General features: G+C 50.6%; 18 protein-coding genes. 9 read left to right on the plus strand and 9 right to left on the minus strand.

Going from position 1 to position 23,196, the window contains the following annotated elements; translation table 11 throughout:
* Positions 1–105 precede the first annotated feature (105 nt).
* The 4 genes from ACXAGC_RS01270 to ACXAGC_RS01285 all read right to left on the minus strand — a co-directional run bounded on the left by ACXAGC_RS01270 (position 106) and on the right by ACXAGC_RS01285 (position 5,070).
* Positions 106–1,668, minus strand: a complete 1,563-nt coding sequence (locus ACXAGC_RS01270) for a sodium/sugar symporter (protein ID WP_119502886.1) — start codon at positions 1,666–1,668, stop codon at positions 106–108.
* A gap of 47 nt (positions 1,669–1,715) precedes the next feature.
* Positions 1,716–2,858, minus strand: a complete 1,143-nt coding sequence (gene galK / locus ACXAGC_RS01275; RefSeq protein ID WP_474841702.1) for a galactokinase — start codon at positions 2,856–2,858, stop codon at positions 1,716–1,718.
* Entirely contained in the window at positions 2,851–3,903 is a 1,053-nt protein-coding gene (locus ACXAGC_RS01280) for a UDP-glucose--hexose-1-phosphate uridylyltransferase (RefSeq protein ID WP_474841704.1), read from the minus strand. The genes galK and ACXAGC_RS01280 overlap by 8 nt, the downstream gene beginning before the upstream one ends.
* A 111-nt stretch (positions 3,904–4,014) precedes the next feature.
* Positions 4,015–5,070, minus strand: a complete 1,056-nt coding sequence (locus ACXAGC_RS01285) for an aldose epimerase family protein (protein WP_474841706.1) — start codon at positions 5,068–5,070, stop codon at positions 4,015–4,017.
* 311 nt (positions 5,071–5,381) lie between these two features.
* Here ACXAGC_RS01285 and ACXAGC_RS01290 point away from each other — a divergent pair, with 311 nt between their 5' ends.
* The 4 genes from ACXAGC_RS01290 to ACXAGC_RS01305 all read left to right on the plus strand — a co-directional run bounded on the left by ACXAGC_RS01290 (position 5,382) and on the right by ACXAGC_RS01305 (position 10,574).
* Complete coding sequence (locus tag ACXAGC_RS01290) at positions 5,382–6,392, plus strand: LacI family DNA-binding transcriptional regulator (RefSeq protein WP_474841708.1); 1,011 nt, start codon at positions 5,382–5,384, stop codon at positions 6,390–6,392.
* A gap of 260 nt (positions 6,393–6,652) precedes the next feature.
* On the plus strand, positions 6,653–7,135 hold the full coding sequence (locus ACXAGC_RS01295) for an RDD family protein (RefSeq protein WP_474841710.1): 483 nt from the start codon (positions 6,653–6,655) through the stop codon (positions 7,133–7,135).
* An 85-nt stretch (positions 7,136–7,220) separates the two neighbouring features.
* The gene (locus ACXAGC_RS01300; RefSeq protein WP_474841712.1) at positions 7,221–9,080 is read left to right on the plus strand and encodes an SLC13 family permease; all 1,860 of its coding nucleotides are present in this window, start codon (positions 7,221–7,223) and stop codon (positions 9,078–9,080) included.
* A gap of 99 nt (positions 9,081–9,179) precedes the next feature.
* The gene (locus ACXAGC_RS01305) at positions 9,180–10,574 is read left to right on the plus strand and encodes a M28 family peptidase (RefSeq protein WP_474841714.1); all 1,395 of its coding nucleotides are present in this window, start codon (positions 9,180–9,182) and stop codon (positions 10,572–10,574) included.
* Positions 10,575–10,630: 56 nt separating this feature from the next.
* Here the strand turns inward: ACXAGC_RS01305 and ACXAGC_RS01310 are convergent, their stop codons facing one another.
* Both ACXAGC_RS01310 and ACXAGC_RS01315 read right to left on the minus strand, forming a co-directional pair.
* A complete protein-coding gene (locus ACXAGC_RS01310; protein WP_474841716.1) occupies positions 10,631–11,500 on the minus strand; it encodes an alpha/beta hydrolase in 870 nt (289 codons plus the stop codon).
* 129 nt (positions 11,501–11,629) lie between these two features.
* Positions 11,630–12,973 (minus strand): MFS transporter, encoded by a 1,344-nt coding sequence (locus tag ACXAGC_RS01315; protein ID WP_474841718.1) that lies wholly within the window; start codon positions 12,971–12,973, stop codon positions 11,630–11,632.
* Positions 12,974–13,145: 172 nt separating this feature from the next.
* On the opposite strand from ACXAGC_RS01315, the gene uvrA reads away from it, so the two are divergent.
* Positions 13,146–15,968, plus strand: a complete 2,823-nt coding sequence (uvrA, locus tag ACXAGC_RS01320) for an excinuclease ABC subunit UvrA (RefSeq protein WP_474841721.1) — start codon at positions 13,146–13,148, stop codon at positions 15,966–15,968.
* 209 nt (positions 15,969–16,177) lie between these two features.
* Complete coding sequence (locus tag ACXAGC_RS01325; protein WP_474842379.1) at positions 16,178–16,633, plus strand: DUF3299 domain-containing protein; 456 nt, start codon at positions 16,178–16,180, stop codon at positions 16,631–16,633.
* A gap of 23 nt (positions 16,634–16,656) precedes the next feature.
* Here the strand turns inward: ACXAGC_RS01325 and ACXAGC_RS01330 are convergent, their stop codons facing one another.
* Positions 16,657–17,364, minus strand: a complete 708-nt coding sequence (locus ACXAGC_RS01330) for a 2OG-Fe(II) oxygenase (protein WP_474841723.1) — start codon at positions 17,362–17,364, stop codon at positions 16,657–16,659.
* A gap of 3 nt (positions 17,365–17,367) precedes the next feature.
* Complete coding sequence (locus ACXAGC_RS01335) at positions 17,368–17,775, minus strand: acyl-CoA thioesterase (RefSeq protein ID WP_474841725.1); 408 nt, start codon at positions 17,773–17,775, stop codon at positions 17,368–17,370.
* 453 nt (positions 17,776–18,228) lie between these two features.
* Here ACXAGC_RS01335 and ACXAGC_RS01340 point away from each other — a divergent pair, with 453 nt between their 5' ends.
* From ACXAGC_RS01340 to ACXAGC_RS01350, 3 genes are read left to right on the plus strand one after another with little or no spacing between them, the layout of a single operon-like run.
* Positions 18,229–18,888 carry a 2Fe-2S iron-sulfur cluster-binding protein gene (locus ACXAGC_RS01340; protein WP_474841727.1) on the plus strand — a complete coding sequence of 220 codons (660 nt, stop codon included), beginning with the start codon at positions 18,229–18,231 and terminating at the stop codon, positions 18,886–18,888.
* A gap of 9 nt (positions 18,889–18,897) precedes the next feature.
* Positions 18,898–19,878: an FAD binding domain-containing protein gene (locus tag ACXAGC_RS01345; protein WP_474841729.1), complete on the plus strand. Its 981-nt coding sequence runs from the start codon at positions 18,898–18,900 to the stop codon at positions 19,876–19,878.
* Between the two features lie 9 nt (positions 19,879–19,887).
* Entirely contained in the window at positions 19,888–22,107 is a 2,220-nt protein-coding gene (locus ACXAGC_RS01350; protein WP_474841731.1) for a xanthine dehydrogenase family protein molybdopterin-binding subunit, read from the plus strand.
* A gap of 56 nt (positions 22,108–22,163) precedes the next feature.
* On the opposite strand, the gene ACXAGC_RS01355 is transcribed toward ACXAGC_RS01350, so the two are convergent.
* On the minus strand, positions 22,164–23,177 hold the full coding sequence (locus ACXAGC_RS01355; RefSeq protein WP_474841733.1) for a cation diffusion facilitator family transporter: 1,014 nt from the start codon (positions 23,175–23,177) through the stop codon (positions 22,164–22,166).
* Positions 23,178–23,196: the final 19 nt, after the last annotated feature.

Genomic DNA, 23,196 nt, shown 5'->3' on the forward strand with positions numbered 1-23,196 from the left:
GACTATGCTACCAGCGGAAAGAGTTATTTACACATTAAACTTGCACAGAAAATAAACAAAAAACCGCCCGGAGGCGGTTTTCAATTCATACTCACCGGCGATTTATTACCACCAGGTAATGTAGAACGCTGCAGTTACCAGTGTGATTGCAATGGCTGCGATATTGAAGCCGGAGGACGTAGCAAAGCTGACTTCACCCAGTTCAATAGCATTGTCGTGGTTGCCCTTTTTCTCAGACAGAGAAATCAGCACGGCCAGACCCACACACATCAAAAACACAATGCCTACACGGTCAATGAAGGGAACGTCAGGGAAGAACATACGGCCCGCAAGGCTGAAGAAGAATGACCCCAGCGCAGCAACCAGACCACCATTTGCAGTGGTTTTCTTCCAGAACATACCCAAGGCAAACAGGGCAACAATGCCCGGCGTGAAGAAGCCGGTGAATTCCTGAATATACTGGAATGCCTGATCAAAGTTACCCAGTAGCGGTTTAGCCACCAGCATAGCGATGATTAACGACACCAGACTGACAATACGGCCCACTTTCACATAGTGATTTTGCGGTTTATCCGGATTTTTAGGCTTGTAGAAATCCATGGTGAAGATGGTAGAAACACTGTTGGTCATTGACGCCAGTGAAGACACGATAGCCGCTACCAGAGCAGCGAAGATCAAACCTTTCAGACCAACCGGCATTAATGTCATCAGAGACGGGTAAGCTTCATCAGCACGGTTCAGATCCGGCACCAGTATGACCGCAGCAATACCCGGTAACACCACAATCAAAGGCATCAGCAGTTTAAGGAATGCCGCAAACGCGATCCCTTTCTGCGCTTCTTTAACGCTTTTAGCAGCCAGAGTACGCTGAATGATGTACTGGTTAAAGCCCCAGTAAGACAGGTTCATGATCCACATACCGCCAATCAGCACAGAGATACCCGGCAGGCTCTTATAGTGCGGATTATCTTCAGAAAGAATCATATCGAATTTTTCCGGCAGACGGTTTGTGATATCAACAAATCCCTGAATCACACCGTTACCGTCACTGATCAGGTTCAGCGCAGTGTATGACAGGAACAGACCGCCCAGCACTAACAACACTACCTGGATGATATCGGTCATGGCCACAGCCTTCAGGCCGCCGTACAGTGAATAGGCCAGTGAAAACACGCCAAGGAACAACATACCGTACATCATGTCTACGCCGGCGATGGTATTAATAGCCAGCGCACCCAGCCACAATACAGCCGTGAGGTTCACAAATACGTATACTGCCAGCCAGAATACCGCCATAACGACACGCACACGGTGGTCATAGCGCTGTTCCAGGAACTGGGGCATGGTGTAAATTTTATGCTTCAGGAAGATTGGCAGGAAGAACTTACCAACAATCAGCAACGTTATGGCTGCCATCCACTCATAAGAAGCTATGGCTAAACCGATGGTATAACCAGAGCCGGACATTCCGATGATTTGTTCAGCGGAAATGTTAGCAGCGATCAATGATGCCCCAATCGCCCACCAGGGCAGGCTTGAGCCAGCAAGGAAGTAATCATTGGTATCCTTCTCATGGCCTTTCTCCTCGCGGGAGACCCACCATGCGATCCCAATAAGCGCGATGACATATATCACAAAGACTGTGATATCCAACGTCTCAATGTTCATATTATTTCCCAACAGAATGTTATTTTTATCAGAATGTCTTATGACAGTCAGGCAAACGCCCCCTGTTCAGCCGAGCAAATGTAAATGTTTTGTTTATACCCGGTCCGCGCATAATAATGTTTATTAACGGCTTCTTCTACCTGACTCAGCAGATTTTTTGGCACCAGTGCCACGACGCAACCACCGAAGCCGCCGCCGGTCATCCGCACACCGCCCTGCTGCCCAATAACGTCACCGACAATTTCTACCAGCGTATCGATCGGTTTTACCGTGATTTCAAAGTCATCCCGCATGGAGGCATGTGAGGCAGCCATCAACTCACTGACGTCAGCGGTGCGGTCTTCATTGAGCGCATCAAACATCGCCAGAGTTCGGATATTTTCTGTGATGATATGCCGTGCACGGCGGTATACCACTTCTGTCATTTTATCTTTCGCGGCGTCCAGCATGGCCATATCGGCTTCCCGCAGGCTTTTCACACCCAGCGCTTCTGCAGCCGCTTCACACTGCTGACGCCGCACATTGTATTCGCTGTCTACCAGACCGCGTTTCACATTAGAGTTAATGATGACAATGCTGTACTTGTCGGGGATTGGCGTATGCTGAATAGCCAGAGAACGGCAATCAAGTAACATGGCAGAATCTTTCTTGCCCATGGCTGAAATTAACTGGTCCATGATGCCGCATGAGCAACCGACAAAGGTATTTTCCGCCTTCTGGCCGAGTAACGCAGCTTCGATCCCGTTTACGTCGAGGTTGTAAAGTGCCTTGAACATTTTCACAATCGCGACTTCAAATGACGCCGACGAACTTAATCCGGCGCCTTGCGGTACGTTGCCTGTCACCACCACATCAGCCCCTTTTAAATCAGGGTAACGGGTCAGCAGCACCTTACACACACCGCGAATATAGTTCGACCAGGTCGCCTCTTTGACATGCTCAATGTTATCCAGAGAGAAAGTATTACGCTGACCGTCATAATCCAGCGCTACCACATCAATAACACGGTCATTTCTGGGCGATGCGGTGATCCAGGTACCAAAGTTAATTGCTGCCGGAAATACAAAGCCTTCATTGTAGTCGGTATGTTCGCCTATCAGGTTTACACGGCCGGGAGCCTGCACAGTGACCGCTGGGCTGCTGCCGAAAGCCGCTTCAAAAGCGGAAATAAGTTGTGCGTTATCAGTCATGGCTTCGTGCCTTCTTATAGTGAACTTCCGCTAAGTCTTTTAATCGTTGCGCTGCCTGCTCCGGGGTCAGATCCCGCTGGGCTTCTGCCATCATTTCATATCCCACCATGAATTTGCGTACCGATGCAGAACGCAATAGCGGCGGGAAGAAATGCGCATGCAGTCCCCATTCGCCATGGGCTTTATTATCGAATGGCGCACTGTGCCAGCCCATAGAGTAAGGAAAAGAAGTCTCGAACAGGTTGTCGTAACGGGTGGTAATGTTGCCAATGATTTCAGCCAGGCTCTGTTGCTGGCCGGCGGTTAAAGCAAGCAGTGAACTGGCTTCAAAACGGGGTAACAGCAGTGTTTCAAACGGCCATGCTGCCCAGTACGGTACCACAACAGCCCAGTCATCATTTTTACAGACAACCCGTTCATCAGCCTCTGTTTCGCGCTTCACGTAATCAAGCAATAAACTGGTGCCGTATTTTTCGGTATACGCCGTAAAGCGGGCTTGTTTCTTTTCCGCCAGCGTAGGTAAATGATGCTGTGCCCACACCTGACCATGGGGATGAGGGTTTGAACACCCCATCAGAGCACCTTTGTTTTCAAACACCTGTACCCAGGTGTAATCTGCACCCAGTTCTTCAGTTTGTTTGACCCAGCATTTCACCACGTCAAGACGCTCTGCGTCGCTGAGCTCAGGCAGGGTTTTGCTGTGGTCGGGTGAGAAACAAATAACCCGGCTGCAGCCCTGTTCAGCCTGAAAAGTGAAAAGGGGATCATCGGATGATGCATCCGGCGTATCCTGTTGCAAGGCAGCAAAATCGTTCGTGAATACATAAGTACCGGTATAGGCCGGGTTCAATTCACCGTTCACGCGGGTATTGCCGGGACACAGATAGCAGGTTTCGTCGTATTGCGGACGCTCTTCATTTGAAGGCGGTTCATTCTGGCCCTGCCACGGACGCTTTGCACGGTGGGGAGACACTAACACCCACTCTCCCGTCAGCGGATTAAACCGGCGGTGAGGATGGTCGGTCGGGTCAAATGCTGTTGTCATTGCTTCTCTCATTACTCTGCTACCCTTTTGTGCCCTAAACCCGCACAAATCATGTAAACGTTTAACCTTTTAAAATAAATCTTTCCTGTGTAATCACAGGAAAGAGGATAATTATTGCGTTGAAAAACCGTATTTTATACGCGTTACATGGGCTTCCCCCGGCTCAACCCAGCCAAGCGGAAACGACGGCTGATTAGGCGTATCAGGAAATGCCTGCGGTTCCAGACACAAGGCACCGTCATCGGTAAATGTTGCAGTATCACCGGATGCGCCACTCAATCCATTAGCGCTGTAAAACTGAATGCCCGGCGTGTTAGTCCATAACGTCATCACACGGCCACTGGCTTCATCGACAACCTGCGCTGCAGGCTCATCTTCATCCGCAGGAAAAGTATCGAGCACAAAATTATGGTCGTACCCGCTGCCTGTGCGTATTTGCGCATCATCTGCGCCGATATCCTGACCAACGGGTTTTAATTTCCTGAAATCAAAAGGTGTACCGCTGACTTCCTGCAATTCGCCGGTTGGCACAAATTCAGGTCCCACCGGGGTAAATCTGCCGGCATTAATCATCACTTTATGGGCAAGCACATCACCGCTTCCGGCCAGATTGAAGTAGCTGTGACTGGTAAGACTTAACGGCGATTTCGCCGTACTGTTTACTGTCATCGTCAGCAGCACTTCGTTGTCGTTATTCAGCGCATAGACAGCTTCAATGTGCCGCGTGCCCGGAAAGCCACCTTCCCCGTCAGCGCAATCCAGCGACAGGGTTAACGTAGCAACCGTATCGTTGCTGTGAGTGGCAGCCTGCCAGCACTTTTTGTTAATACCGGCGCTGGCGCTGTGTAAATTATTTGTGCCTGAATTCTGCTCCAGTTCGTACACCGTGTCGCCAATAGCAAAACGGCCGTTTGCAATGCGGTTAGCGTAAGGCCCGACGAGTGCCCCTAAAAAAGCGCCATCTTTAACGTAGTCGTCAATGCTTTCAAAACCGGCGACAACATTTGCGAAGTTACCGTCTCTGTCCGGCGCCAGAATAGCCGTGACAATGCCGCCATAGTTGGTGATCTTCACGGTCATTCCGTTGGCATTTGTCAGGGTAAACAAGCTGACGGGTTTGTCATTTACTTGTCCGAACGGGGCTTGAGTTATCTTTGGCAAAATCACATTCTCTGAAAATCGTTTCTGTAAGCCCTACTGTGCCTGAAATCCGGTCATTCACACAACGCTTACGTTAAACATTAACACATACGCAACAAATAGGGTATACGTTTTCCCTCTTTTTGAAAAGGCTCTGTTAAAGGATTTTTGCCTTTGTGAAAGCATTCGTCAGGATTTTTTTAATGCAATCGGTTGAAATATTCATAAGATAGACGGCAAATAAATGAAAACATTTACCCTTAATCCGGTGAGCTAAGCGTGATTTGGTAGAACAATTCCGCTGAGCAAACCTGTACAAGGGCCGCACTGGCTACACAATGGCAACTATAAAAGATATCGCTACCGCCGCGGGCGTGTCGCTGGCAACTGTGTCACGGGTTATCAATAACGGCCCCAAAGTAGGCGACGCCACACGGGAACGTGTGAAAAAAATCATGGAAGAAATGGGCTACCGGCCGAATGCCAATGCCCGCGCACTGGTAACAAAGCGCAGTGCATCTTTGGGCGTTGTGCTCCCCGAATTTCATGATCCCTTCTTCGCCACCCTGGCTCATGGTATAGAAACCGTTACCCGTAAACAGGAAGTCCAGATCCTGCTCAGCGCCGGTTCTATTGAGCAGGCGACAGAGCGCAGGGCAATTGAAACTCTGCTGGAGCACCGGGTTGAAGCCATGGTGGTGCACAGCAAAGCGTTACCGGACGAAGAGATTATTCACTTTGCGTCTCAGATCCCGGGGTTCATGCTGATAAACCGGTATATTCCTGAAATCGCCAACCGCTGCGTCTGGCTGGATAACGAAGCCGGCGGGCAGATCATGGCTGAACACATGATAAAACAGGGTCATAGCAAACTAGCAGTAATTTCAAGCCGTTATCAAATTGCTGACCCCGCCATGCGGTTACAGGGAATACGCAATGCGATGGCAGAATTCGGCCTTTCTGTTCCCGACAGTCATATTGAATATGGTACGCCGGATCAGGAAGGGGGCGAGCAGGCTGTGCAGAATTTGCTGGCAAGGGGGATCGAGTTTACCGGCATAATGGCCTACAACGACGCCATGGCTTCCGGCGCGATGTCTATGTTGCAGGATCACAACCTGGAGATTCCCGGGCAGGTGTCTGTGATCGGATATGATGACGTTCTGCTGGCAAAATACTGTCGCCCGAAACTTACCACTCTGCGCTACCCGATAGAAATGATGGCAGCCCGCGCCGCCGAACTGGCTTTGAGCTATGCCAGCGGGAATACAACAACATCAGAAGACACTTACAAGTACACCCCGACTATTGTTAAACGGGAATCAGTGGGACGCCCGCCTTCAAGGTAAAGATCAGTCAAGATAGGTAAAGTCGCTCGAAGGCTGCTGAAAAGGGTGAAATGATAACTCCGACAGTCACCGGATTGTGGCTGTCAGGGAAAACCTGAAGCCCTGTAACCCCATTACCAGCGTTTTCATGGTTTCCTGCTCTCTTTTGCGAGAATACCTCGGGCGCTTCATGCGCCCTTTTTTTGTGGCCTTTTGTTTTTTCTCCGATTCCCTGACATTATGTGCTCCTGGCATCACGCGGGAAAACATCAGGAGCATTCATGGCAGAATTTGAGGAAGTCACACAGGCAGTAACAGAAGAACGTCTGGCATCACGGGGAGAAAGGTTTGCTGCGGCTGTCATTGATATAGTGATTTCGATACTCGCATCCCTTCCGTTTTTCTTCTACACAGGCCTTGAAGCCCTCGAAAACCCCGATATGACATTAGTGGTCACCGGCCTTGTTTACAGCATTCTGATTTATATCGTGATTAACGGATACCTGTTGTTTCACTTCGGTCAAACGGTAGGAAAGCGCTTTTTGAATATCCGGATAGAAGATTTACAGGACCGTCAGGCCGGTTTAGGCCGTATTCTGCTGATGCGGTTCCTGCCGGTTCAGGTTGTCACCAACATACCTTTTATTGGCGGCATACTTGGCCTTATCAACATTGCATTCATCTTCAGGAAAGACCATCGCTGTGTTCATGATCATATTGCCGGCACCCGTGTATGCCGTGTACCGGATGAACTCAGGGTTTAATTGATCCTGCGCATATCAGGGTCTGTTCAGACAGGCACGGGCGGAGTAAGCTGAGAATTCTTTCATTCTCACACGGAATAAGCCTGTGTTTGCACTGGACGCATCCCTTCATGCCTGGTTTGTATTCGGACTGATAGCCCTGGCTGCAGCAGCCATGCTCAGCAATAAAGTGCGCTACGATTTTATTGCCATCGGGGTCATTTCAGCCCTCACCCTCAGCGGCATCATGTCTGCCCGCGAGGCGGTATCCGGCTTCGGCAACAGCGTGGTTGTACTGATTGCCGGTCTGCTGGTCATCGGTGAAATGCTGGATAAAACCGGCGTAGCCAGTATCACCGGCGACATCATTCAGTCTGCCGGCAAGAAGAGCAAACACGGCCTGCTGGCCATTATTATGCTTGCCAGCGCCTTTCTGAGTGCCATCATGAGCTCCACTGCGGTGGTGGCGATTTTCATTCCTGTCATTCTCGGTATTGCAAAACGCAATCAGCTGCCTGCGTCGTCACTGTTGCTTCCCATGTCATTCGCCACACTGGTGTCTGGAATGCTCACACTGATTGCCACGCCGCCAAATCTGGTGATCAGCGCGAGACTCAGTGAGTCCGGCTACGCGCCTTTAGGGTTCTTTTCCTTCTCGTTACCCGGCCTGCTCATTCTTGCTGCCACCATTATTTTTGTCGTTTTTGCAGGCCGCAAATTACTGCCACAGAACGATGCCGCGCAGGTTCCGGATATCTATCACCGGAAACTGGCGCATCTGATGGAAGATTACCGCAGCGACCGTGAGATCACTGATGTGATGATAAGCGCCCGAAGCTCACTGAACGGCGTGACTGTCGGGATGAGCGAACTCTATACCGGTTACGGCATCCGCATTATCGGCATTGCCCGCCATCAAAACGGACAACATCAGTATTTCACGGCGCCTCACGCCGGTTTTGTGTTATCGGAAAAAGATATTCTTCATCTTTCAGGCGATCCGGAGCAACTTCACACGGCCTGTACTTCACTTCAGCTAAAGCCGGTAACACTGTCTGCAACGCAGAAACAACAGGAAAACTGGGAGCTTGGTGCAACAGCAGTGCTTATTCACCCGAATTCCAGGCTGGCAGGGAAAACAATTAAGGATGTGCGGTTCCGCGACCGTTATCATCTGGATGTCATTGGCCTTCGCCGCAATCAGCAAGCCATACCTGCTGCAGAAGATGTTCGGCTGGCCCCGTCTGACAGCCTGCTGGTGACCGGCGCCTGGAAAAACATTAAAGCGCTGGAAGATCAGAACCACGACTTCGTTGTCCTTGAACGGGCCTCAGAAGGAGATGACGTTGCACCGGCTTATAAGAAAATGCCGCTGGCACTCATAATTGTTGCCGTGATGGTGTTGATTTCGTTGTTCGATGTCATGCCACTGGTCATCGCCGTTCTGATGCTGGTAGCGGTGGCGGTTACAGGGCGGTGCTTATCTGCTGAAGAGGCTTACAGAGCGATACACTGGCAGTCACTGGTACTGATTGCCGGCATGCTTCCCCTTGCCACAGCCCTGGATACCAGCGGCGGAACGAAAATGATTGTCGGTATGTTGATGACACTGGCGGGAGGAAAAGACCCGCAAGTACTACTGGTGCTGCTGTTTTTTATTACCGTAGTACTCACCAACTTTCTGTCTAATACCGCATCAGCGGTACTGATGGCCCCGATTGCCATCACCGCTGCAGAGCAGGCAGGAGTATCTCCCTATCCGCTTGCAGCGACTGTGTTGTTTGCTGCCTCTGCAGCATTTCTTACCCCTGTGGCCTCCCCGGTGGTCACGCTTGTGGTTGAGCCGGGCCGTTACCGTTTCATCGATTTCATTAAGCTGGGCACCCCGCTCCTTCTGATAGTATTCGCAGTTACATACTGGTTTGTCCCCCTGGTGTTTCCCTGGCAGGGTAAGGGAGCGCTTTAATCCTTTGCATTGCCGTAACGGTCGTAAATGCCGTGAATTGCGAACACAACAGGCGTTAAAGTAGGGTTCTCAACCCGCTTCCGCTACACAGGAACAACAATGAAAAATAAAACCCTGCTGGCACTGCTCACCGGTGCCTGTTTCGCGCTTCCTCTGCAAAGTCAGGCAGTCACTGACGATCAGAAAGTCATTCTGGATTTATTACAAACCAACGCAAGACAGGACAATCTGTCTTATCAGATCATCGAATCTCTGACCACAGAAGTCGGCCCCAGGCTTGCCGGGACACCCGGTTCTGAAAAGGCTGTCGCGTGGGCTCAGGACACCATGAAGCGCCTGGGTTTCGATAAAGTATGGATTGAAGAAAGTAAGGTTCCGCTGTGGACCCGCGGCGATTTAACCGCGTCGATTTCAGCCCCTTACCCGCATAAAGTCACAGCGCTGGCACTTGGCGGCAGTGTGGGAACAGACGGTAAACCCCTCGAAGCTGAAGTTGTCCGGTTTGCAACGCTGGACGCACTGAAAGCCGCTAAACCCGGTTCTCTTGATGGCAAAATAGCCTATGTGGCTTATCGTATGGAACGTCACAAAGACGGACACGGCTACGGTAAAGCTGTTGGCGCCAGAGTAGCCGGTGCATCCATTGCTGCTGAAAAAGGCGCTGTAGCATTTCTGTTACGCTCAGTAGGCACCGATGACAACCGTCTTGCTCACACCGGGGTGATGCAATACGAAGAAAACATTAAACGCATTCCTGCTGTGGCGATTTCAAATCCCGACGCAGATCTACTGGATAATATGCTGACCCGTGATGAGCCGGTCATGTTTTCCCTCAATACGTCCGCCAGCGGACCTACGGGCCGCGTAGCGACCATCGCCAATGTTATCGGCGATGTGACCGGCAGTGAACACCCGGAAGAAGTTGTCACGCTGGGAGCACACCTGGACAGCTGGGATGTGGGTACCGGCGCCATTGATGACGGTATCGGCATCGGCATTACGCTGGCAACAGGCCATTACATTGCTGAATTACCACAGCGTCCGGCACGCACTGTACGGGTAATTTTGTTTGCTGCTGAAGAAATCGGACTCTACGGAGCTAAAGATTATGTTGTACAGCATAAGAACGATATGGATAAGCACGTCATTGGCGCAGAGTGGGATTTTGGTAACGGCGCTATTTACGAACTGACTCCGGGCGTGGGCACACAGGCACTGTCTGAAGTGCGCGACTTTGCTGAATACCTTGCACCTTACGGTGTGGGAATGTCAGACAAAAACGACGCTAAGGGCCAGTCAGACATGAGTGCACTGGGCGAAGCCGGTCAGCCGGCGATTAACTTCTCTCCGGACGGCAGTGATTATTTCGACTACCACCACACTGAGAACGACACGCTGGATAAAGTTGAGCCGGAAGCACTGAAGGTAAATACCGGAATCTTCAGCGCCTTCGCATTCTGGGCTGCAACCTCAGAAACCAACTTCAGAAAATAGCCTGAAACGAAAAAGAGCGGCCATGCCGCTCTTTTTCCTGCTGCGCCGCGTAGTCTTTATCTGCCGGATTTCAGCGAGCGCACAAACATCCGGTACTGCCCTTTCACATCGGGATATGTCATAGACTTGTTGTGCTTACCACCCGGTACAACGTAAATCCACTTATCTGTGCTGGGTGACACTTCATACAACTCCCGGCTGAACGTGATCGGCGTAGTCCGGTCTTTGTCTCCTACCACCAGGAAAAGCGGCTTATCAAACTGACGGATAAAATCATCGTTTTCGATAATCGCCAGTTCCGGAGACACCTTCAGAAAGGTGAATGTTTTGGTCCAGTCCGGCACCATGTTCTGTACAACATCATTCACTTTGTTAATCGCGCTGTCGAGTACCAGACCGTCGATATCCCGCTTCACCGCTACATAGCTGGCGAAAATGGTCCCCATGGAAATGCCGTGTACCACCGTAGGTAAATCATTAGCAAAAACTTCTTTGGCATAATCGTAAACCAGCAGAGAATCCCGTTTGAGATTATACATTCTTGCTCTTTTGGCCTTATCGCTGGCACCCGTGCCCTGATAATCCACCCACAAGACATTCGCCGGCAGCTTTCCGAACTCGTGCAACAGCGCTGAATTTTTACTGATGGTCATGCCATTATCGGCAAACAACACAACGTTAACGATAGGGTCCGGATACGCCACAGCCACACCTTTAAGTGTCAACTCTTCACCATTCACGATTTCTACCGTGGTAATGGTCATCGCCGCTTCATCTTTATTCACAGCCTGACTCAGTGCAGTGGTATCAAGGCCGGACGCGGAGGCATCCTGATGCAGGAAACTGGAGGAACTGACATCAATAGCACAGCCCGAAAGCTGAAAGACACATGCCAGCAAAAGAAAATTACGAACCAATCTGAACACTTAACTCTACGCTCATTTAACAATCAGGGACATTACAGCAAGATACATTACAGTAATCCGTTGCCGCCGCATAGTAATCAGGATACGGCAGAAACGGAAATCAGGATGAATACCGGAACACCTGAAACCTCAGGCGTATTTTGCCAGCAGCGCCCGCGCGGCCGACGTATCAAATGCTTTGGTGATTTTCAGATAAACTGCACTTTCCTCACGGGAAGCCACCACTTCATGGACACCTTCCAGTTTATGCAGTTCAGTTTCCAGTACTGCAGGATCAACCTTATCGAATGATACCTGCATGGAAAGCCGCTTTAGCTTCATCACTTCTTTCAAGCCAAACAGTATGACCATCCAGACACATGCACCGGTGGCGCCTGCGAGGTAAGCGGTTTTAGGTGTCCAGATGTCGGTCACAACGCCGGACAAGACACCGCCCAGGAACGCCCCGAAGAACTGAAAGCTGGCATAAATGCCCATTGCACTGCCCTTCTGTCCGGCCGGAGCAATAGTAGAGACCAGTGCAGGCAGGCTGGCTTCCAGATAGTTAAACCCGGTAAAAAACAGGATGACCGCAGCAAACACGACCCACATGTGGTGGTCCTGCATATTAAGCATCAGAAAAGCGGTCATCATCAACGCTGCAGCGGTAATCACCACGGATTTCGGCGTTTGTCCCCGGCTGATCCCCATCAGCACTATCAGACCGATAATCGACACGGCTAATACCGGTAAATAAATCGTCCAGTGGCTCTCCAGTGTCATATCAAACTGAGTCAGAGTAATGGGCAACTGAACAAACAAAAGAGTTATCATCATATGCAGCGCCATCACGCTGACATTCAGTCGCCAGAGCTGGGGTGAAACAAACAGAGACTTGATTTCAGACACATGGGGAAGGGTATCTCCGCTGGCGCTGATACTGACATCAGGCACCACCCATTTGACCAGCGGCATACAACAAATAGCAAGCACACCGGTGACACCAAATACGCCGGACAGTCCCCAGTTCTGAGCAATTAAGGGACCTACAAGCACCGCAAGATAGAATGAGAAGCCAATGGCAATACCAATGACGGCCATGACTTTGGCACGCTGGGTTTCCCGGCTCACATCAGTGGCCAGCGCCATAATTGCACCGGCAATAGCACCCGCCCCCTGCAGGATACGTCCTGCAATCATCATCACCATGCTGTCGGCTGATGCGGCGATGAAAGAGCCGGCGGCAAAAATACACAGTCCGAGCAGAATAACCGGTTTGCGGCCCCAACGGTCTGACATCATGCCCATGGGAATTTGCAGCGCTGCCTGAGTCAGTCCGTAACCACCTATCGCTAAACCCACCAGCAAAGGTGAATAATCAGGGTAATCCATCGCCGCCACGGCCAGCACGGGCATGACCATAAACAGCCCCATCATGCGCAATACATATACCAGCGCCAGTGCTAATGCGGCGCGAACTTCAAGTGCGTTCAAGTGTGTTCCCGTGCTTCTCTTTCTCAGGCCGCGAAGTGTAACACAAAACCAACATTCGCCCAGTGTCTGATAATGGTCCGGGTGTGATCCCACTAATAACTTAAACGTAGTTAATGATTAATTTTCGTGCCCGTTGTGGCATACTTTCTCTTTTGGCAATTCTCAGGCTTCAATGGATAAAATCGAAATTCGCGGTGCCCGCACCCACAACCTCAAAAACATCGATTTAACCCTTCCCAGAGACAAACTTGTTGTGATTACGGGTCTGTCTGGCTCCGGTAAATCCTCATTAGCATTCGACACACTGTACGCTGAAGGTCAGCGCCGTTATGTTGAATCATTGTCGGCGTATGCCCGTCAGTTTTTATCAATGATGGAAAAACCGGACGTGGATCACATCGAAGGGTTGTCACCGGCCATTTCCATTGAACAAAAGTCGACGTCGCACAACCCCCGCTCAACCGTTGGTACCATTACAGAAATTTATGATTACTTACGTTTAATGTTTGCGCGGGTCGGTACACCACGTTGTCCTGACCACGATGTACCGCTGGACGCCCAGACTATCAGTCAGATGGTAGATAAAGTGCTGTCTATGCCTGAAGGTACCAAGCTGATGCTGCTGGCACCGGTTATTCAGGAGCGGAAAGGTGAGCACGTCAAAACATTGCAAAATCTTGCTGCGCAAGGCTTTATCCGGGCCCGCATCGACGGCGAAGTGTGTGATTTATCCGATCCACCCGAACTGGATTTGCGCAAGAAGCACACCATTGAAGTGGTGGTCGACCGGTTTAAAGTGCGGGACGATTTGCAACTTCGTCTGGCAGAGTCCTTTGAGACAGCATTGGAACTGGCTGGCGGAAATGCCAAAGTCGCTTACATGGATGAGCCGGACGCGGACGAAATCATGTTCTCCGCAAATTTTGCCTGTCCCCACTGTGGTTATAGTTTAAGTGAACTGGAGCCACGGCTGTTCTCCTTTAACAACCCTGCCGGTGCCTGTCCGACGTGTGACGGACTGGGAACAAGACAGTTCTTCGATCCGGTTCTGGTGGTCTCGAATGATGAATTGAGTTTATCCGGCGGCGCGATCCGTGGCTGGGATAAACGAAGCTACTACTACTTTCAGATGCTGCAAGCTGTCGCCGATGCCTACAAATTCAGCCTTACAGCGCCTTTCAACGAGCTTTCTGATGAGGCCCGTGATGTGGTGCTGTATGGTTCAAAGGGTAAGTCTCTGAACTTCAAGTACATCAACGAGCGCGGCGATGTGATGGAGCGCAAGCATCCGTTCGAAGGCATCATTCCGAATATGGAACGTCGCTACCGCGAAACTGAGTCCAATGCAGTCAGGGAAGAACTGGCTAAAAATCTGAGTCAGCAACCCTGTAACAGCTGCGGCGGAACACGACTGCGTACGGAAGCGCGAAACGTATTTATTGAAGGCACCAATCTGCCGAAAATCGCAGATATGTCTATCGCAGACGCCTTTGATTTCTTTGAAACACTGAGCCTGAGCGGGCAGAAAGCGCAGATTGCCGAGAAGATTTTAAAAGAAATTCTCGACCGCCTGGGGTTTCTGGTAAACGTAGGTCTGAATTATCTGTCTATGTCCCGCAGTGCCGACACCCTTTCAGGCGGTGAAGCCCAGCGTATCCGACTGGCCAGCCAGATTGGCGCCGGACTTGTCGGCGTTATGTACGTACTCGATGAACCTTCCATCGGTCTGCACCAACGTGATAATGAACGTCTGTTGAAGACGCTCACGCACCTGCGGGATTTAGGTAACACTGTATTGGTTGTTGAGCACGATGAAGATGCTATCCGCGAGGCGGATTACATTGTTGATATCGGTCCCGGTGCCGGTGTTCACGGTGGTCAGGTCATTGCTGCCGGTACTATGCAAGATATTCTTGACAGTGAAGACTCACTTACCGGCAAATATCTGTCTGGTCGTGAGAAAATTGAAGTACCGGAAAAGCGCAACAGTGCCAAAGATGATAAATGGCTAACGCTGACAGGTGCCTCAGGCAACAACCTGAAAGATGTAACCCTGAAGATTCCGGTTGGCGTAATGACTTGTGTTACCGGCGTATCGGGCTCAGGCAAATCGACGCTGATTAACGATACCTTCTTTAAAATTGCGCACCGCGAACTGAATAAAGCCACTACATCTGAGCCGGCTCCGTACAAAACCATGAAAGGGCTGGAAATGATGGATAAAGTGGTCGACATCGATCAGAGCCCGATTGGCCGTACGCCCCGCTCGAATCCGGCCACTTACGCAGGCATTTTTACATCCATCCGTGAATTGTTTGCCGGAACACAGGAAGCCCGTTCACGGGGTTACAAAGTGGGCCGCTTCAGCTTTAACGTAAAAGGTGGCCGCTGTGAAGCCTGTCAGGGCGACGGTGTCATTAAGGTAGAAATGCACTTCCTGCCAGACGTATATGTGCCATGTGATGTGTGTAAAGGTAAACGGTACAACCGTGAAACGCTGGAAATTCAGTACAAAGCAAAGAACATCCACGAAGTGCTGGAAATGACGGTGGAAGAGGCCAGAGAGTTCTTTGACGCCATTCCTGCCATTGCCCGTAAGCTGCAAACACTGATTGATGTAGGCTTGTCATACGTGCGTTTAGGCCAGGCAGCAACAACGCTGTCCGGTGGTGAAGCGCAACGGGTGAAACTGGCAAAAGAACTGTCGAAGCGGGACACCGGCCAGACACTTTACATTCTGGATGAACCGACTACCGGTCTGCATTTCCATGATATTAAACAGTTGCTGGCTGTACTGCACCGCCTGAGAGATCATGGCAACACTGTCGTGGTCATTGAGCACAATCTGGATGTTATCAAAACCGCTGACTGGCTGGTCGACCTTGGCCCCGAAGGCGGTTCAGGGGGCGGTCAGATCATCGCAGAAGGTACACCGGAAGACATTGCTAAAGCGAAGCAGTCTCATACCGGCCGGTTCCTGAAGCCGATGCTGTAAAAAACAGCTTCTCTGAAAAGCGGCGTGATCCGTTAAGGACACGCCGCTTTTTTGTATCTTTCGTCTATCAGGCATCAGCCATCGCTGAACGGCACTTTCCCCTTCAGGGATCCATGCGATAATAGTATCTGTATCCTGAAATGCTGCCTCCGGCGACTGAGTAATAACGACAAGAGTGAACTATGGCTTTATCACACAAAATCACCGCAATGCTAACCCTGATCATCTCAGTCATGGCAATGCCAGCACTGGCAAACGAACCAGAAGAGGTTTACTGGGAAGATTTGGTCCCGCCGGGCTTTAACGAACTCGCTCCGCCGCCGGTTGCCAGCCACGAAAGTACCATGGCGCAATTGCAGCCTGATGCGCCAGTGGTTGAAAAGTACAATGATAAGCTGGTTAAAATTCCGGGGTTTGTGGTGCCGCTGGAAGGTACTGACGAACTGACCACAGAATTTTTACTGGTTCCCTATTTCGGCGCATGTATTCACGTTCCACCACCGGCATCCAACCAAATCGTGCATGTGACCTTTGAAAAAGGCGTCGCCATCGAAGATTTATACGACGCCATCTGGGTAACCGGCACCCTTTCTACCGAAGGCTGGAAAGGTGATATCGCCTCAGTGGGCTACCGTATGACCGGTGTTTCCGTCACCGCGTACTGATCCTCCAGCATAATACGCAGAAATTACTGCGTATAAATTTGTTCAGCGCGGTTGAACAGCATCCATGAAGTGAGGATGTATTTATCATTACTCACCGGAATATTGCCCCGGTGAGTATGGGTAAAATGAGCGGGGGCAATCACCATTCTGCCTGCTTTAGGCTCGATACTTTTTCCCTGATAGTAAAAATCCGTTTCCCCGCCTTCTTCTACATCATTTAAGTAAAACATAAACAGCATAACGCGGTGCAGGGCATCATTGTGTTGAAGTTGCGGATAGACTTCTGAATGCCAGTACGGGTAACCCCCTTCTGCGGCTTTATAACGCTGGGTATTGATATCTCCGATCCTGAACAAATAATTCACCATATTAGCCAGATTCGGGCGCCCCACTTCCGCATAGTTGTCGCCGGTAAGCTTCACCGGTTGCCCGGTTTGCGGATGTCTCACTGTCAGGCCAATGGGCCCTACCAGCGCAAAGAAATATTCATCAATATACTTTAACAGTTCATTTCCCGTTTTCGTCATCACCTCTTTGTGAAAGGGTTGGAATACTGGATCCTGAGTGAAGGAAACATCTGTGCTGCGCTTTTTGTCAGTATCAATCCCTCCGCCGGTTTTGCCGGGAGCAAGGTTAGCGCTGCCATCAAATGCGGCGATGATATCTTTACATAGCTCCGGTGACAGGACGTCGTCTGTTACCGTAATAAAATCTGTGTCTTTTCCGTACATCGACTAGTCCTTCAACCAAGTCTGCATCTTTTCCCTTACTGCATCAGGAACAGGTTCGGCTTTTTGCGTGTTGTAATTGAAATGCACCATAGTGGTCGTTCCCGTTGCGCAGTGCTCACCCTCCTGCCAGATCTCCTGATACACATCAAAAGAACTGCTCCCCAGGCGCCCTACCCATGTTTTCACGGTGACGGATTTTCCGTAATAAATTTGCTTCAGAAAGTCGACCTTGTAGCTGGCCAGAATCAGTGGCCAGGCGGTTAAGTCCAGGTCTGGTACAAACAGCCGGAATAGAGGATCTCTTGCGGCTTCCAGCCATCCCACATGCACGGTGTTACCCACGTGACCAAGCCCGTCTGTTTCATAAAAGCGCACGTCAAACGTCGTTTCCATAGGTTCGGTTTTTGTCATCGTTATTCGTCCTGTCGTTGTATTGAGGAAACATACTCAGCATACCTGTTCGTCACTGCCGGCTAAAGAGCACACTGAAAACTAATATCAGTAAACCATTCGTATCTGTACATCACAGCAGACACAAGCACCGTTAGTTTCTGTAAATGAAAAGCACCACAAATTGCGGATTTATCACGCGGATAAAGATCAATGAATCATTAAACTTTCGCCTATTAGTTCTCTTCATCAATCGCTAACAAATTGATTTTAATAAACTAAAATAATGCGAGCAGGTCTATCCCGTCCTTTCCATCCGCACAGGTTGATCTCAGCCATACACCGTCCCCGTAGGCATGTGGACCGTTACAGTGAAAGTTTATGCATCAGTTCACCATTCCACACTGAGTTTTTCTTGTGAATTTCACTGGCATTTATGCACCACCCTCACCACAGACCGAACAGGAGTGATCCATGGCACAAGATAAGTTGAAGCCATATCAGAAAAACGGAGAAGTTTTTAAAAGCAGCACGGCGTCCCGCTCACGCCGGAACTTTCTTAAGGGCGTTGGCGTATCCGGCGTTGCGGTTGCGGCAAGTGGTTGCGCTGCAAGAAGTACCTCAGCACCGGAATCAGCCATTGAAGCAAACGACCCGGAAGCGCTGTCGAAAGTAGCCATCACCCTCAAGATCAATGGTGAAGCCAGAAAAATGAAAGTCCAACCTAATGCAGTGTTACTTGATGTACTTCGTGACGACCTGCAACTGACCGGTACCAAGAAAGGCTGTGACCACGGTCAGTGCGGTGCCTGCAACCTGCATGTGAACGGCAAAGTCATTAACAGCTGTTTGAGTCTGGCGGTGATGCACGATGGCGATGACATCACCACCATCGAAGGATTATCAGAAAATGGTGAGATGAGTGCGGTGCAAAAAGCCTTTCACGAAAATGATGCCTTTCAGTGCGGCTACTGTACTGCCGGACAGATGATGACCGCAGATTATGTGATTCGCAGTGATGATATTCCGGCCAGTCCTGAAGCCTGGCGGGAAGCTATGAGCGGCAACATCTGCCGGTGTGGTGCGTACAAGAATATTCTTTCTGCTATGCAGCAAGCCAGCAAATACGTGTAAGGAGGCATCATGCGACAATTTTCCTACGTAAGAGCAGAAGATACCGCACAGGCAGTAAAAGCAAAAGCGACACAAGCCAATGCATTTCTGGCCGGCGGCTCGACCCTTATTGATCTGGTGAAGCTGGATGTAATGCAGCCTGATACCCTGGTGGATATCAACAGCCTGCCACTTTACGACATTGAAAAATTAAAAGACGGGCGGCTTAAAATTGGCGCGCTGGTCACCAATAACGACCTTGCCTGGCATCCTGAAGTGAAGGCCCGTTACGCTGTTTTATCAGAAGCCTTGCTCTCCGGTGCTTCAACTTCTTTACGGAACAAAGCCACTACCGGCGGCAATGTTATGCAGAAAGTACGCTGCCCGTACTACCGCGACGGCGTATCGCCCTGTAACAAACGGGCACCGGGTAGCGGTTGCTCTGCCATAGAAGGTAATAACCGCTCTGTTCATGCAGTGCTGGGCACCAGCGAACACTGCATTGCCAGCCATCCGTCAGACATGTGTGTGGCGATGGCTGCCATTGGTGCCACGATTTTAGTATCCGGCCCTGAAGGAGAGAGGGAAATTCCTTTTACCGACTTTCATTTGCTGCCGGGCAGCAGTCCGGACAAAGAGCACAATCTGGCCCCGGGCGAACTCATCACCCATGTAATTTTAGACAAGCCCTTGCTCGGCAACCGGTCACACTACCTGAAACTGAGAGACAGAGCGTCTTATCAGTTTGCGCTGGCATCCAGTGCCGTAATTGTGTCCCTCTCGGGCTCAACCATCAGCGACGCCCGCATTGCGATGGGCGGAGTAGGTACAAAGCCCTGGCGTGCCTTTGAGGCAGAGCAATCGTTGAAGGGTAAAACACCGTCTCAGGCAGCATTTGAAAAGGCAGCAGCTATCGCCTTTGCGGCAGCCAGGCCCCAGTCTCAGAATGGGTTTAAAATTCCACTGGGACAACAAGCGATTGTCCGCAGCCTAAAAACCATCACCGCGTAGGAGGACACCATGACTATTGACTTAAATGCCAGCGACATCATGGGCGCTGCCCTTCCCCGCGTTGACGGACCGGATAAGCTGACCGGAAGGGCAAAATATTCTGCCGATAACCATCTGCCCGGCATGCTTTACGGCTACGGTGTGTACAGCACTATCGCTAAGGGAAAAATCACATCCCTCGATACCTCGGCGGCCAGACAAATGCCGGGAGTCGTAGATGTGTTTCACCACAACCACTTTACAGACAAGCTTTACCATGTGCCTGCGAACATGGCCAAGGGGCTTAAAGTCGATGAGAGCCGTCTGCCCTTTGAAGATGACACCATCTATTATGCCGGTCAGCTTGTCGCTTATGTTGTGGCGAACAGCTTTGCGAAAGCCCGCGAAGCCGCATTGAAGGTGAAAGTCACCTATTCAGAAGCACAATCTGTGACCTCTATAAAACAGGCCAGAGCGGCAGGTGTATCACCCATAGAGCAGAAGCCTTCTGAGAAAAGCCGTGGAGACGCTGAAGCAGCCTTCACCCAATCGGCTTATCAGCACGAAGCGGTTTACACCACACCTTTTGAAACCCACAATCCCATGGAAATGCACGCTACAGCGGCGCAGTGGGAAGACGGCAAACTGGTGGTTTATGAAGCCACACAAGGTGTGACATTCAGCCGTAACACTCTTGCAAGAGTATTTGGTCTGGTTCCTGAGAATATTGTCGTGCGTACGCCGTTTTTAGGCTCAGGATTCGGTGGTAAGTTGTTCACCTGGCCCCATTGTATTGCCACGGCGGCGATTTCGCGGGAAGTGGGTAAGCCGGTACATTTCATGGTCCCCAGAGCGCAGATGTTTACCACCACAGGGCACCGTTCGGCCACAGAGCAAACCTTTAAAATCAGTGCCGATGCTGAGGGTAATCTGACGTCTATGACTCAGCATACGCTTAACAGCACATCAGAAATTGATATACGGGTGGAAACCGCCGGCCGTACCGCGCCGATTTTTTATCAATGCCCCAATGTGGATATTGCCAACAGCGTAATTCAGATGAACACCGGCAGCCCTGCCGCTATGAGGGCGCCGGGTGCCGCGCCGGGTATCTTTGCGCTGGAATCAGCCATGGATGAACTGGCTGTGGCGATGAATATGGATCCGCTGACCTTACGCCGGAAAAACTTCACTGATCGTAATCAGGTAGAAGACTTACCCTGGTCTGATATCAACATCTTAGAAGCCTACGACAAAGGCGCGGCTAAATTCGGCTGGGATAAACGCAATCCGGAACCGGGTTCTATGCGCGATGGTAAAGACATCCTTGGCTGGGGTGTAGCAGCATGTGCCTGGGATGCGATGAAGTCATCCAGCAAAGCCAGGGTTTCCTTTTTAGCTAATGGTAAGGTACGTGTGTCATGTGCGGTGCAGGACATTGGTACCGGCACGTACAATGTCATGGCTCAAACCGTATCTGCCGCTACAGGCATACCGGTGGAAAAAGTAGAAGTTAAAATCGGTGATTCTGACTTAGTGGCCGGCCCGCTTTCCGGTGGCTCATGGGCAACAGCCAGTTTGCTTCCTGCAGTGAAGCAAGCCTGTGAGAATGCCATATCCGAACTGAAAACCTATGCGGTGATGGACAAGTCTCCTTTTGCCGGAGAAAGTGAAGAAGACCTTACATTTAAAAACGGGCAACTTTCTTCGCAATCAGGCACCGCGCGGTCATTCAGCGACATCCTCAAGGCCATTAAGGCAGGAAGCGCGGAAGGCGAAGGCAGTACCGATGGCGCTATGAAAGAAGGCTATTCCAGCCGCGTATTCGGCGCTCACTTTGTGGAAATTCGCTGGGATCCTGAAATCGCCGACTTACGGGTATCCCGTGTGGTCAGTGCCATTGACGTGGGCAAAATTGTTAACCACAAAACAGCAGCTAACCAGGTTGAAGGTGCCATTGTGATGGGTATCGGCATGGCGATGTTTGAACACACCGAATATGACGAGCGGACCGGCCTCCCCGTTAACAACAATATCGCGGAGTACCTGATGCCTGTTCACGGTGATATGCCTGATGAGCTGGAGGTAATATTTCTCGATAAGCCCGACTATAACTTCAGTGAAGTGGGCGCAAAGGGTCTTGGAGAAATAGGCATCACCGGCCTCGCCGCCGCGGTAGCCAACGCGGTTTATCATGCAACAGGTAAACGGGTCAGGGAATTGCCCATCACCCTCGAAAAGCTGATGTAACTATAGAACCAACAAAGGCGCTAACCAGCGCCTTTTCTTTGTTTTATTTTCGCAAATCAATCTTTATGGTCATGGTCATGGTCATGGTCATGGTCATGGTCATGGTCATGGTCATGGTCATGGTCATGGTCATGGTCATGGTCATGGTCATGGTCATGGTCATGGTCATCAGTATCGCGGCAGACCTCGCCGGGCATTTCAAGTTCGATGGTGGTATGTGCCAGATTAAATCCGGAGAGCTTGTCGTCTATTTGCTTTTTAAGGGCCCGGGCTGTGGCGGCATCCACGTCGCAGGCGAGCTCAATGTGAGCAGTCAGTACATGCTGTTCGCCGTCAAGAGACCAGAAATGGACATGGTGAAGGTTACTGACGTGTTCAACAGATAATAATGCTGAGTGAATTTCCTGCTGTTGTTTCGCATCCGGACTGCCCTGTAAAAATAAGCGTACCGTCTGATAAACGTAGCGGCCTACATTGAACAAAATAAACAGGGTAAACAGCACCGAGAGTAAAGGGTCAAGCACCGGCCAGTTTACGAATTGAAGCACAATCCCCACAATCAGTACGGCGACCCACCCGAGTACATCTTCCAGTAAGTGCCAGTTCAGTACCTTTTCATTAAGCGTGTTTCCGCCAGACAGCTTGTAAGCGGCTACGCCATTGACCACGATCCCTAAAATCGCCAGCGCAATCATGCCTTCCGTCACAGGCATTTCAGGTGCCCACAAACGGGGAATGGCTTCCGATAACACCCAAACGGAACCCACAATCAAAATCAGCCCATTGATCATCGCGCCCAGCAAACTCAGGCGCTTGTAACCATAAGTGTATTGTTCGTCGGCTTTTTTGTGCCCTACTTTGCTGAGATACCAGGCCAGACCTATGGATAGCGAATCCCCTAAGTCGTGAACGGCATCAGCCATAATTGCCACGGAGTTAGTGAGCCAGCCGCCGATAAATTCGATGATCGTGAAGATAAAGTTAAGCCAGAACGCCCAGCCGATGCGCTGCCCGTCGCTGACATGATGATGCCCGTGGTGGTGTCCGTGATGATGATCGTGGGAATGCAAAAGCGTCTCCGGCAGTTTT

The sequence above is a fragment of the Alteromonas sp. AWJ4_197 genome (genome assembly GCF_056160285.1).

Coding starts and splice junctions, on each gene's coding strand:
- ACXAGC_RS01270 (WP_119502886.1), bottom strand. CDS start 1,668: ATGAACATTGAGACGTTGGATATCACAGTCTTTGTGATATATGTCATC.
- galK (WP_474841702.1), bottom strand. CDS start 2,858: ATGACTGATAACGCACAACTTATTTCCGCTTTTGAAGCGGCTTTCGGC.
- ACXAGC_RS01280 (WP_474841704.1), bottom strand. CDS start 3,903: ATGACAACAGCATTTGACCCGACCGACCATCCTCACCGCCGGTTTAAT.
- ACXAGC_RS01290 (WP_474841708.1), top strand. CDS start 5,382: ATGGCAACTATAAAAGATATCGCTACCGCCGCGGGCGTGTCGCTGGCA.
- ACXAGC_RS01295 (WP_474841710.1), top strand. CDS start 6,653: ATGGCAGAATTTGAGGAAGTCACACAGGCAGTAACAGAAGAACGTCTG.
- ACXAGC_RS01305 (WP_474841714.1), top strand. CDS start 9,180: ATGAAAAATAAAACCCTGCTGGCACTGCTCACCGGTGCCTGTTTCGCG.
- uvrA (WP_474841721.1), top strand. CDS start 13,146: ATGGATAAAATCGAAATTCGCGGTGCCCGCACCCACAACCTCAAAAAC.
- ACXAGC_RS01325 (WP_474842379.1), top strand. CDS start 16,178: ATGCTAACCCTGATCATCTCAGTCATGGCAATGCCAGCACTGGCAAAC.
- ACXAGC_RS01330 (WP_474841723.1), bottom strand. CDS start 17,364: ATGTACGGAAAAGACACAGATTTTATTACGGTAACAGACGACGTCCTG.
- ACXAGC_RS01335 (WP_474841725.1), bottom strand. CDS start 17,775: ATGACAAAAACCGAACCTATGGAAACGACGTTTGACGTGCGCTTTTAT.
- ACXAGC_RS01340 (WP_474841727.1), top strand. CDS start 18,229: ATGGCACAAGATAAGTTGAAGCCATATCAGAAAAACGGAGAAGTTTTT.
- ACXAGC_RS01345 (WP_474841729.1), top strand. CDS start 18,898: ATGCGACAATTTTCCTACGTAAGAGCAGAAGATACCGCACAGGCAGTA.
- ACXAGC_RS01350 (WP_474841731.1), top strand. CDS start 19,888: ATGACTATTGACTTAAATGCCAGCGACATCATGGGCGCTGCCCTTCCC.